Below are 12,068 nucleotides of genomic sequence, written 5' to 3'. Positions count from 1 at the left end.
GGAGCAGATCCGGGCGGACCGGTCCCGCGAGGATCCCACCGGCTGAACCGCACGATCCGCACGCCATCCGAACCACGCGTACCTTCAGGACCACCCGCCCCGTGGGCACCGCCGCCCGCGCCCTCGCGATCACCCGGCTCATGCCCGTTGTCAGTGGCATGGTGCACGGTGGAACCACATCAGGTCGACCGATCTGGAGGGGGATCCATGACCGTGCCCGAGACCACCGCGGCCGTCGAGGCGGAGGCAGGCGCCGAGGCGCTCCGCCCGCACGCCGAAGACGCGTTCGCCGACGAGCTGAAGGCGCTCGCGGCCGCCGACGACCGGCCGAGGCCCGCCCGTTGGCGGCTGTCGCCCTGGGCTGTCGCCATCTATCTGCAGGGCGGGACCCTGCCGGACGGGACGGTGATCACGCCGAAGTACGTGGGCCCGCGCCGCCTGGTCGAGGTGGCCGTGACCACGCTGGCCACGGACCGGGCGCTGCTCCTGCTCGGTGTCCCCGGCACGGCCAAGACCTGGGTGTCCGAACACCTCGCCGCCGCCGTCAGCGGTGACTCGACACTGCTCGTGCAGGGCACCGCGGGGACGCCCGAGGAAGCCGTCCGCTACGGGTGGAACTACGCCCAGCTGCTGGCCCAGGGCCCGAGCCGCGACGCCCTGGTGCCCAGTCCGCTGATGCGGGCCATGTCCGAGGGCATGACCGCCCGGGTCGAGGAGCTGACCCGTATCCCCGCCGACGTGCAGGACTCGCTCATCACGATCCTGTCCGAGAAGACGCTCCCCGTCCCCGAGCTGGGACAGGAGGTCCAAGCGGTCCGCGGGTTCAACCTCATCGCCACGGCCAACGACCGGGACCGCGGCGTCAACGAGCTGTCCAGCGCGCTGCGCCGCCGGTTCAACACGGTCGTGCTGCCCCTGCCCGCCACCGCGGACGCCGAGGTCGACATCGTGTCCCGGCGCGTCGACCAGATCGGCCGCTCGCTCGACCTGCCCCCGGCTCCGGAGGGCCTGACCGAGATCCGGCGCGTGGTGACGGTCTTCCGTGAGCTGCGCGACGGGGTGACCACCGACGGGCGCACCAAGCTCAAGTCGCCCTCCGGCACGCTCTCCACCGCAGAGGCGATCTCCGTCGTCACGAACGGCCTCGCCCTCGCCGCCCACTTCGGCGACGGCATTCTGCGCCCCGGCGACGTCGCGGCCGGCATCCTCGGCGCGGTCGTCCGGGACCCCGCGGCGGACCGGGTGGTCTGGCAGGAGTATCTGGAGACCGTGGTCCGCGAGCGGGACGGCTGGAAGGACTTCTACCGCGCCTGCCGCGAGGTGACCGCATGACGAGCCCGGCCGGGACGGAGGCCCCGACGACCGGAACGGCCGGGCCAGGGCCTGGCCCGGCTGCCGGGCCCTGGCTCCTGGGGGTGCGGCATCACGGCCCCGGGTCGGCCCGCGCGGTCCTCGCCGCGCTCGCGGCGGCCCGCCCGGCCGCCGTCCTCATCGAGGGGCCGCCCGAGGGGGACGCGCTGCTGCCTCTCGCCGCCGACCCGCAGATGCGCCCTCCCGTCGCGCTGCTCGCGCACGCTGTGGACGACCCGGGGCGGGCCTCCTTCTGGCCGATGGCCGCGTTCTCGCCGGAGTGGGTGGCCATCCGGTGGGCCCTGGACCACGATGTCCCGGTCCGCTTCATCGACCTGCCCGCCGCCCACTCCCTCGCGCTCAAGGAACCCGCGCCGGGACCGGGGAGCGACGAGGCACCGGGGGAGCAGGCCCCGGAAGAGGTCACGCCGGTCGTCGACCCGATCCGGGTGCTCGCCGAGACCGCCGGATACGACGACCCCGAGCGCTGGTGGGAGGACGTCGTCGAGCACCGCTCACCCCCCGGAGGAACGGCCTCCGGGGGAGCGCCCGCCGAAGGAGCGCCCACCGAGGGAACGGGCACCGAAGGCGCGCGCACCGAAGGAGCGATCACCGAAGGACCGACCCCCGGAGGAACGGCCACCGAAGGAGCGCCCACCGAGGGAACGGCAGGCGACGGGCTGGCGCCGTTCGCGGCGCTGGCGGAGGCCATGACCGCTCTCCGTGAGGCCTACGGCGACGGCGGGCAGCCCCGGGACGCGGTGCGCGAGGCGTACATGCGGATCCAGTTGCGTACCGCGCGCAAGGAGTTCGGGGACGACGTCGCGGTCGTCTGCGGCGCCTGGCACGTTCCCGCGCTCGCCGCGCGGACCACCCTCGCCGCCGACCGCGCCCTGCTCAAGGGCCTCCCGAAGGTCAGGACCGACCTGACCTGGGTGCCCTGGACCCACCGCCGGCTCGCCCGGCACAGCGGATACGGGGCGGGGATCGACTCACCCGGCTGGTACGGGCACCTCTTCGACGTGGCCGACCGGCCGATCGAGCGATGGATGACCAAGGTCGCCGGACTGCTGCGCGAGGAGGACCGGTTCGTCTCCACCGCCCATGTCATCGAGGCCGTCCGGCTCGCCGAGACCCTCGCCGCCTTCCGGGGCCGGCCGCTGGCCGGTCTCGGCGAGACGACCGACGCGGTGCGGGCCGTCATGTGCGAGGGGTCCGACGTCCCGCTCGCCCTCGTCCGGGACCGGCTGATCGTCGGCGAGACCCTCGGCGAGGTGCCGGACACCGCCCCGGCCGTCCCGCTGCAACGGGACCTGACCCGCAGCCAGCGCACCCTCCGGCTCAAGCAGGAGGCGTCGGAACGCGAGCTGGACCTCGACCTGCGCAAGGAGACCGACGCCGCCCGCAGCCGCCTCCTGCACCGGCTGTGCCTCCTCGACGTCGGCTGGGGCGACCCCGTCGCGGGGCGCGGCAGCACCGGCACCTTCCGCGAGAGCTGGCGGCTGAGCTGGGAACCGGAACTGCACGTCCGGGTCGCGGAGGCGGGCGTGTGGGGCACCACCGTGCTCACCGCCGCCACCGCGAAGGCCGAGTCGGGGGCCGTGGCGGCGACCGCTCTGGCCGAGGTCACCGCACTCGCCGAACGCTGCCTCCTGGCCGAACTGCCCGACGCGCTGCCCGTCGTGATGAAGGCCCTCGCCGACCGGGCCGCACTCGACGCGGACGTCGGCCACCTCGCGGACGCGCTGCCCGCCCTGGCCCGCTCCCTGCGGTACGGGGACGTGCGCTCCACGGACACGGCGGCGCTCGCGGAGGTCGCCGCCGGACTCGCCGAGCGGATCTGCGTCGGCCTGCCGCCCGCCTGCACCGGCCTCGACGCCGACGGGGCCGAGGCGCTGCGCCGTCAGGTGGAAGCCGTGCACGGCGCGATCGGGCTGCTGCTCGCCGGCACGGACCCCGCCGAAGGGCTGCGGGAGCGCTGGGACGCCGTCCTGCACAAGCTGGCGGCGCGGGACACGGTCGCCGGAATCATCCGGGGCCGGGCCACCCGGCTGCTCCTGGACGAGGGACGGCTGGCGGAGGACGAGGCGGCCCGGTTGATGGGCCTGGCGCTCTCGCCCGGCACCCCGCCCGCCGACGCCGCGGCCTGGATCGAGGGGTTCGTCGGCGGCGCGTCGGGCGGCGGCATGCTGCTGGTCCACGACGAGCGGCTGCTCGGCCTCGTCGACGCCTGGCTGACCGGTGTCCCCGCCGACATGTTCACCGATGTGCTGCCGCTGCTGCGCCGCACGTTCTCCGCGTACGAACCGGGCGTACGGCGCACTCTGGGCGAGCTGGTCCGGCGCGGGCCCGCACCCGAGGGCGCCCGCCGGGACGACGTCGGCCGGGTGCCCGGGGGCTTCGGACCCGGTCTCGACCGGGCCAGGGCCGACGCGGTGGAGCCGGTGCTGAGCCTGCTGCTCGGCCGCGGACCCGAGCCCGCGGAGGCCGCCGGATGACGACGGACCAGGTCGTGACGGACTCGACGGGGGAGACGATGGAACGGACGACGACGACGGCACAGGCCTCGCAGACCGCGCGGCCAACCGCCTCGCACGTGCCCGACGCCGAACGGCTGCGGCGCTGGCGGATGGTGCTCGGCGCGGACAGCGCCGACAGCACCGGGCACACCCTCACCGGCCAGGACGCGGCGATGGACGGTGCGTTGAACGCCCTGTACGGCGGGGGCACCGGGAAGAAGCCCGGCGGCCGGAGCTCCGGTGGCCGTTCGGCGGGGCTCGGCGCGTCGGCGCCCTCCGTCGCCCGCTGGCTCGGCGACATCCGGACCTACTTCCCCAGCTCCGTGGTCCAGGTCATGCAGCGCGACGCGATCGACCGGCTCGGCCTGGCGTCGCTGCTCCTGGAGCCGGAGATGCTGGAGGCGGTCGAGGCGGACGTCCACCTCGTCGGCACTCTGCTCTCGCTCAACAAGGCGATGCCCGAGACGACGAGGGAGACCGCACGTGCCGTCGTCCGCAAGGTCGTCGAGGACCTGGAGAAGCGCCTGGAAAGCCGCACCAGAGCCACCCTGACCGGCGCTCTGGACCGCTCGGCGCGGATCAGCCGGCCGCGCCACCGGGACATCGACTGGAACCGAACCATCCGGGCCAACCTCAAGAACTACCTCCCCGTCCCGGGCCCCCTCCCGGGATCGTTCGGCGCGGGAGGCGCGGGAGGCGCGGGAGGCGCGGGAGGCGCGGGAGTCCCGGGAGGCGTGGAGGGGAGGGGCACGATCGTTCCTGAGCGTCTCATCGGCTACGGGCGCGCCTCCCGGTCCGCCAAGAAGGACATCGTCCTGTGCATCGACCAGTCGGGCTCGATGGCCGCGTCGGTCGTCTACGCCTCGGTCTTCGGCGCGGTGCTCGCCTCCATGCGCACGCTGTCGACCCGGCTCGTCGTCTTCGACACGGCGGTCGTCGATCTCACCGACCAGCTCGACGACCCGGTCGACGTCCTCTTCGGCACCCAGCTCGGCGGTGGCACCGACATCAATCGGGCGCTCGCCTACTGCCAGTCGAAGATCACCCGCCCCGCGGACACCGTCGTCGTTCTCATCAGCGATCTCTACGAGGGCGGCATACGCGACGAAATGCTCAAGCGGGTCGCCGCGATGAAGGCCTCCGGCGTGCAGTTCGTGACGCTGCTCGCACTCTCCGACGAGGGCGCACCCGCGTACGACCACGAGCACGCGGCGGCGCTCGGGGCACTGGGCGCACCCGCGTTCGCCTGTACGCCGGATCTCTTCCCGGACGTCATGGCGGCGGCGATCGAGAAGAGGCCACTGCCCATACCGGACAAAGAACGCCCCGCCGGGGAGCTCTAGGGGCCACCCTCTGTGACCGTTATCACCGCTCAGGTGTGATCTGCGATTTAGGGTCACACGGAGCGCGGGGATAACCTGCCGGATGGACATGCCGCGTGCTCGGACACCGTGTACGCCTCCCTAGTGACAGCGCAGTCACGTTGCCCTTCGCGGCACGCCCACGCAGAAGAACGAACCGCGATACCACTAAAAGGGACGGACGCGCGTGGACCTGTTCGAGTACCAGGCGAGGGACCTCTTCGCCAAGCACGGTGTACCGGTGCTGGCCGGTGAAGTGATCGACACGCCTGAGGCAGCCCGCGAGGCGACCGAGAAGCTGGGCGGCAAGTCTGTCGTCAAGGCGCAGGTGAAGGTCGGCGGCCGCGGCAAGGCCGGTGGCGTCAAGCTGGCCGCCACCCCCGACGAAGCGGTCGCCCGGGCGACCGACATTCTCGGCATGGACATCAAGGGCCACACGGTCCACAAGGTGATGATCGCCGAGACGGCTCCCGAGATTCTTGAGGAGTACTACGTCTCGTACCTCCTCGACCGCACCAACCGCACCTTCCTGGCCATGGCCTCGGTGCAGGGCGGCATGGACATCGAGGAGGTCGCGGAGAAGACCCCCGAGGCCCTCGCGAAGGTCCCGGTCGACTCCAACTCCGGCGTCGACATCGTCAAGGCCCGCGAGATCGTGGCCCAGGCGAAGTTCCCGGCCGAGGTGGCCGAGAAGGTCGCCGAGGTCCTGGTGACGCTGTGGGACACCTTCGTCGCCGAGGACGCGCTCCTCGTCGAGGTGAACCCGCTGGCCAAGGTCGCCTCCGGCGACATCCTGGCGCTGGACGGCAAGGTCTCGCTCGACGAGAACGCCGACTTCCGCCAGCCGGAGCACGAGGCTCTCGAGGACAAGGCCGCAGCCAACCCGCTCGAGGCTGCCGCCAAGGCCAAGAACCTCAACTACGTCAAGCTGGACGGCGAGGTCGGCATCATCGGCAACGGCGCCGGCCTGGTCATGTCGACCCTGGACGTCGTCGCGTACGCCGGTGAGAACCACGGCAACGTGAAGCCCGCCAACTTCCTCGACATCGGTGGCGGCGCCTCCGCAGAGGTCATGGCGAACGGCCTGGAGATCATCCTCGGCGACCCGGACGTCAAGTCCGTCTTCGTCAACGTCTTCGGTGGCATCACCGCCTGTGACGAGGTCGCCAACGGCATCGTGCAGGCGCTCGCGCTGCTCGAGTCCAAGGGCGAGAAGGTCGAGAAGCCGCTGGTCGTGCGTCTCGACGGCAACAACGCGGAGCTGGGTCGCAAGATCCTCTCCGACGCCAACCACCCGCTCGTGCAGCGCGTGGACACCATGGACGGCGCGGCCGACAAGGCCGCCGAGCTCGCCGCGGCTGCGAAGTAAGGAAGAGGGACTCAGACCACCATGGCTATCTTCCTCACCAAGGACAGCAAGGTCATCGTCCAGGGGATGACCGGCGCGACGGGCATGAAGCACACCAAGCTCATGCTCGCCGACGGCACCAACATCGTCGGCGGCGTGAACCCGCGCAAGGCCGGCACCTCCGTCGACATCGACGGCACCGAGGTCCCGGTCTTCGGCTCGGTCAAGGAAGCGATGGAGAAGACGGGCGCGAACGTGTCCGTCCTCTTCGTGCCGCCGGCGTTCTCCAAGGCCGCCGTCGTCGAGGCGATCGACGCCGAGATCCCGCTCGCGGTCGTCATCACCGAGGGCATCGCCGTTCACGACTCCGCCGCCTTCTGGGCGTACGCGGGCGAGAAGGGCAACAAGACCCGGATCATCGGCCCGAACTGCCCGGGTCTCATCACCCCCGGCCAGTCCAACGCCGGCATCATCCCGGGCGACATCACCAAGCCCGGCCGCATCGGTCTCGTGTCCAAGTCCGGCACGCTGACCTACCAGATGATGTACGAGCTCCGTGACATCGGCTTCTCCTCGGCCGTCGGCATCGGTGGCGACCCGATCATCGGTACGACGCACATCGACGCCCTCGCGGCGTTCGAGGCGGACCCGGAGACCGACCTCATCGTGATGATCGGCGAGATCGGCGGCGACGCCGAGGAGCGTGCCGCCGACTTCATCGCGAAGAACGTCACCAAGCCGGTCGTCGGTTACGTCGCGGGCTTCACCGCCCCGGAGGGCAAGACCATGGGCCACGCCGGCGCCATCGTCTCCGGCTCCTCGGGCACCGCCCAGGCGAAGAAGGAGGCCCTTGAGGCCGCCGGCGTCAAGGTCGGCAAGACGCCGACCGAGACCGCCAAGCTGGCGCGCGAGATCCTCGGCGCCTGACGCAGAAAGCCAGACGGCCAGGCTGCCAGATGGTCGGGCAGTCGGGCAGTCCGGCAGTCGGGCAGCAGCGGCACGCAGCGAACGGCGCGGGCCCGCACCTCTGAGTGACACAGGGGGTGCGGGCCCGCGCCGTTCGCGTATGTAGCTGCCTACGTGCCTACGTGCCTACGTGCCTGTCGGCCGGGTCACCGGAGCTGCGGAACCAGCCGCTCCGGACCGTGCGCCAACTGCTCGCGCAGCGACTTCTGGAGCTTCAGGTCCTGCGCGGTGAGCTTCTGCGGACCACCACGCGGCGGTACGCCCCCGACCCGCTCGGCGGGAGAGATCGGCTGCTCGTAGTGGGTGGGCGCGGTGTGCAGGGTCAGTCCGGTCATGGCGATGAGCAGCGCGGCGCCCGCGACGGCGGCCCGGGTCCACAGCCTGGCCGTGTTCTCGCTGCCGGTGCGCACGGCACGGGCCGGCTGCGGTACGGGGACGTGCTCGGCGCGGGCGAGGCCGCCGAGCCGGTCGTGCAGCAGGGCCGACTGTTCGGCGGGCGAGTCCGCGACCGCCAGTTCGGGGAGCCGCTCGGCGACGGCGGCGCGGGCGGTCATCAGACGGCCCGCCGCCGCCGGGGTGCTGGCCTCCGTCTCGGCCGCGGTCTCCGGGAGGTCCAGGCCGACCCCGTCGTACAGGAGCAGTGTGCGCCGGTAGACCGGGGGCAGGTCGAGCAGCGCGTCGAACAGCGCCCGCTTGCCCGGCTCCGTGGGCGGGGCGTCGGGGTGCCGGTGCGTGCGGCGCAGCCGGTGCCAGGGGGACATCGCGTACTCGTACGCCGCCGCGCGCATCCAGCCGGCCGGGTCGCGGTCGACGGCCACCTCGGGCCAGCGCTGCCAGGCCAGTTGGAAGGCGCGCTCGACGGACTCGCGGGCCAGGGCGCGGCGGCCGGTCAGCAGATAGGTCTGCCGGACGAGGCCGGGGGCGGTGCGGGCGTACAGGTCGTCGAACGCCTCGGCGGGCGAGAGGGACCGCTCGCCGGCCGCCTCCGCACCGGTGTCCGTGGCCGCTTCAGCGCTCGCCTCCGCGCTCGCCTCCGTCCCCGTTCCCGTGTCCGGCCCCAGCCCCGTTCCTGTGCCTGTGCCTGTGTTGTTCCCCGTGTCCGGAGCCGTCTCCGGCTCTGTGTCCGGGCTTGCGGGCAGTGTCGCGAGCGGGGCCTCCGGGGCGGCTTCGACGGTCGCTTCCGGAGCTGCCGGAGGTGTCATAGCGGTCGGAGGTGCGGTGGTGGGGAGCGTCTCCGGTTCGGGGGCGATGAGCTTCGCGTACAGCGCGCGCTTGCGTCCGCGCGGGCTGGTGCGCCCCGTCTCCCAGGAGCGCACGGTGGCGCGCGTAACGCCGACCGCCGCCGCCACCTGCTCCTCGCTCAGCGCTTTCGCCTCGCGCAGTCTGCGGCGCTCCTTGGGGGAGGGCAGCGGCGGCGCGGCCTCGTCGGTCGTGCTCCGGGTCATGGGTGACCTCCGGCAGCGCCGCACTGGGTGAAAAAGTACATAAACGTATATTGAGCGACACGGCGGCTGTTCGCGCGTTACGCGAGATAAGCGCGTGTCGTTGGCAGCATGGGCCGCGTGACCCAAATGACGCAACGCAGCCCGAAGGCGACGGCCGAGCGGAACCGCACCCTCGCCCTGGCCTCCGCCCTGGTGCGGGGTGCCGTGGCCGCCGGGCTCGGCCTCGGGGCGCTGGCGGTGCTGGTCATGGTGCTGTGGATCAGCTCCCCGTACCCCGACAGCGGGCCGGGCGGGGCGCTGCGCGCGGCCGCCGGGGTCTGGCTGCTCGCCCACGGCGCCGGACTCGTACGCCCCGACACCCTGAGCGGCGTTCCCGCGCCTGTCGGCATGGTGCCGCTGCTGCTCGTGCTGGGCCCGGTCTGGCTGGCGCACCGCGCTGCGCGTGATGCGGCGGAGCCGGAGGAGGGGCGGCCCAGGCCTTCGCGGGCGGGCGCGTTCTGCGCGGTGACCGCGGGGTATCTGCTGGTGGTGGCGGGGGCGGCGGCCTATGCGCGGGGCGGCTCGCTGCGGGCGGAACCGGACACGCTGGTGTTCCCGGTGGCGCTGGTGGTGGCCGGTGCGGCGGCGGCCGGGGTGTGGACGGCGGCCGGGCGGCCGTTCGGGCCCCTGCCGTCCTGGTCGCCCCTGGCGCTTCAGGAGGCGTTCGCGCGGACGCTCTTCCGCGACCGGGCCGAGACGGCGTGCCGGTCGGCGGCGGTGGGCGTGATGGTGCTGCTCGGGGGCGGCGCGCTGCTGGTCGCGGTCGCGCTCGGCCGGAACGCGGCGGTGGCCCAGGACGCGTTCCTGGCGCTCGCGGGCGACTGGTCGGGCTGGTTCGCCGTGCTCCTGCTCGCTGCCTCGCTCGTGCCGAACGCCGCGCTGTGGGGTGCGGCGTACGGGCTCGGGCCCGGCTTCTCGCTCGGTACGGGAGCCACCGCCACCCCGCTGGGCCTCGACGGTGCCCCGGCGGTGCCCGGCTTCCCGCTGCTGGCGGCGGTGCCGGACCAGGGGCCGGGCAGCCTGCTGAGCGGGGCGGCCCTGGCGGTACCGGTGGCGGCCGCGCTGGCGGTGGCATGGTTCACCGTACGCAGGGCCGCCCCCGCCGACGCGCCCCGCGCGCAGGTGTGGAGCCCGCGCGAGACGGTGCTGGTGACCCTGTTCGCCGCGCTGGGGTGCGGTGCCGGAACGGCGCTGCTCACGGCAGTGGCCGGCGGGCCCCTCGGCACCGGGGCACTGAGCGCGTTCGGTCCGGTGTGGTGGCTGACCGGCCCGGCGGCGCTGGCGTGGACCGCGGCTGTCGGCGTACCGGCGGCCCTGCTGCTGCGGCTGTGGCGACTGCGCACCCCGGGCTGGGCCTGGCGCAGGGACACCGGCGTACGGGATGTAAGGGGTGTACCGGAAGTGGAAGGGGCCCCGGCGGCAGCGACAGCGGCGGGTATGGGGACGGTGGCCGAGGCGGAGGCGGAAGTCGTCATCGGGCGTCCGCGCCGCTGGTGGCCGTCGTGGCGTGGGCGGGGCGGTGCGTCGGAGGCCGAGTCCGGCGAAGCAGGGCCGGGCGATCCCGTGACCCCGGCCGCTGCGGGTGCCGTTCCGGTCCCGGGCGCGGCCCCCGGCGCGGCGACCGAAGCCGCCTCCGGTACGGCCTCCGCGACGGCCTCCGGCGCGCTGCCCGGCCCGGGGGCGGGGCGGAGTGGCGCGGGGTTCGAGCCGTACGATTTCCTGCCGACCGACCCCTGGCACGAGAAGTCTGATCCCTGGGACGAGAAGGCCGATCCGTGGCACGAGAAAAGCTTCAGGGAGGCCCGTTGGGCCTCCCTGAAGCGGGGTTCCGGCGGACTGATGGCCGACTTTCCCGCCGATCCCGCCGCGGACCGGCCCGCTGCGGAGCCGGACGGCCCGGGAACTACTCCTTGACGCCGAAGTACGGCTCCAGCGGCTCCGGCAGGTGGTCGTTGCAGGCGAGCGCGCCGGTCTTGGTCAGGGCGTCGTTCACGCAGGTGTAGTAGTCGCGGTAGACGAGCTGCACGGTGAACGTCGTCGCCACGATGAGCAGTGCCAACAGGGCTGTCACCAAGCCGCCGACGGCCGCCGTGGTCTGCTGCCTGCTGCTGACGTTCTGCGGCGAGGCGGGCGAGGCGGGCGAGGGTGCGGCTCCGGAGACGTCGTCCGCCGTGGCTCCCGTGCCGGTGCCGGAAGCGGAACCGGCCGTCCCCGCGCCGCCCGCCACCGTGCGGTCCGTCGCGGAGGCGTTCTTCTGCGGGGCGCGGAGCGCGCTGATCGCCCAGTACGTCGAGAGCGCGCCCAGCAGCAGGGCGAGTTCCGTGAAGTCGAAGAGCGCGAAGAAGAAGGCCCACATACCGCCGAGCACCGCGTAGCGGGCGCGCCGCTGCGCGGGGTCGGTGGGGTCCCAGCGCACTCCGCCCGGACCGCCGCTGTCGGTTCCGCCCTTGCCCCCGGGGCCACCGGTGCCGCTACCGCCGGGGCGGCCGCCGAAGCCGCCGTTGCCCCGGCCGGGCTGCTTGCTGCTCCACTGGCTGCCCCACGACGGGCGGTTGCCGGAGGAGCCGTCGCCGTTCCCGTCGGCCCCACCGTTCCCGTCGGACTCACTATTCCCGTCGGACCCGCTGGATCCGTTCGGCGCGGAGTGGCGGCGCGGCTGCCACGGCTGGTCCGGTCGGTTCGCGGGCGGCGCGGCGAACGGGTTGTCCTCCTGGGGCTTCCCGGCGGAGCCGGAGCCCGGAGCGGATCCCGAGGAGGAAGCGGATCCCGAGGAGGAGGTGGATCCCGAGGAGGAGGTGGAGGAGGAACCGGGGGAGGGCGAGCCCGGCGAAGAGGACCCGGAGGAGGAGGGGCCCGGCGATGCGGAGTCCGGCGATGCGGAGTCCGGTGAAGAGGACTGGCGTTCCCGCATCAGTAGAGCGGACCGCTCGGGCAGGGGGAGGCGGAAGGCGGTGCGACGGCGTCGGTCCGGCATGTGATGAACGTCTTCCCCATCTCGTCATGTCCGCCCGAAGGACGGTTCGTCCGCCCGGTGGACGGC

8 protein-coding genes are annotated in these 12,068 nt (G+C 73.3%); 6 read left to right on the top strand and 2 right to left on the bottom strand.

The genetic code is table 11. The features are described 5' to 3' along the window. Positions 1–207: 207 nt before the first annotated feature. The 5 genes from ACGF2Y_RS29320 (at position 208) to sucD (ending at position 7,505) form a co-directional block, all read left to right on the top strand. The gene (locus tag ACGF2Y_RS29320) at positions 208–1,332 is read left to right on the top strand and encodes an AAA family ATPase (protein ID WP_392953553.1); all 1,125 of its coding nucleotides are present in this window, start codon (positions 208–210) and stop codon (positions 1,330–1,332) included. Beyond that, complete coding sequence (locus ACGF2Y_RS29315) at positions 1,329–3,848, top strand: DUF5682 family protein (protein WP_392953551.1); 2,520 nt, start codon at positions 1,329–1,331, stop codon at positions 3,846–3,848. The genes ACGF2Y_RS29320 and ACGF2Y_RS29315 overlap by 4 nt, the downstream gene beginning before the upstream one ends. Beyond that, complete coding sequence (locus ACGF2Y_RS29310) at positions 3,845–5,212, top strand: VWA domain-containing protein (RefSeq protein ID WP_392953548.1); 1,368 nt, start codon at positions 3,845–3,847, stop codon at positions 5,210–5,212. Before ACGF2Y_RS29315 ends, ACGF2Y_RS29310 begins: the two co-directional genes overlap by 4 nt. A gap of 205 nt (positions 5,213–5,417) precedes the next feature. Then, positions 5,418–6,599, top strand: a complete 1,182-nt coding sequence (gene sucC / locus ACGF2Y_RS29305; RefSeq protein ID WP_392953545.1) for an ADP-forming succinate--CoA ligase subunit beta — start codon at positions 5,418–5,420, stop codon at positions 6,597–6,599. Positions 6,600–6,620: 21 nt separating this feature from the next. After that, positions 6,621–7,505 (top strand): succinate--CoA ligase subunit alpha, encoded by an 885-nt coding sequence (gene sucD / locus ACGF2Y_RS29300; RefSeq protein ID WP_392953543.1) that lies wholly within the window; start codon positions 6,621–6,623, stop codon positions 7,503–7,505. A gap of 185 nt (positions 7,506–7,690) precedes the next feature. Here sucD and ACGF2Y_RS29295 read toward each other — a convergent pair whose 3' ends face one another. Further along, positions 7,691–8,989 (bottom strand): helix-turn-helix domain-containing protein, encoded by a 1,299-nt coding sequence (locus tag ACGF2Y_RS29295; protein ID WP_392953540.1) that lies wholly within the window; start codon positions 8,987–8,989, stop codon positions 7,691–7,693. A 126-nt stretch (positions 8,990–9,115) separates the two neighbouring features. Here ACGF2Y_RS29295 and ACGF2Y_RS29290 point away from each other — a divergent pair, with 126 nt between their 5' ends. Further along, positions 9,116–10,942, top strand: coding sequence for a DUF6350 family protein (locus tag ACGF2Y_RS29290; protein WP_392953646.1), 1,827 nt, complete (start codon positions 9,116–9,118; stop codon positions 10,940–10,942). Here ACGF2Y_RS29290 and ACGF2Y_RS29285 read toward each other — a convergent pair. Beyond that, entirely contained in the window at positions 10,932–12,002 is a 1,071-nt protein-coding gene (locus ACGF2Y_RS29285; protein ID WP_392953537.1) for a hypothetical protein, read from the bottom strand. The genes ACGF2Y_RS29290 and ACGF2Y_RS29285 overlap by 11 nt on opposite strands. Between the last annotated feature and the right edge of the window lie 66 nt (positions 12,003–12,068).

Source organism: Streptomyces sp. NPDC048142 (assembly GCF_043202835.1).
Classification (GTDB): Bacteria; Actinomycetota; Actinomycetes; order Streptomycetales; family Streptomycetaceae; genus Streptomyces.
This window is presented reverse-complemented; position numbering and strand designations above follow the sequence as displayed.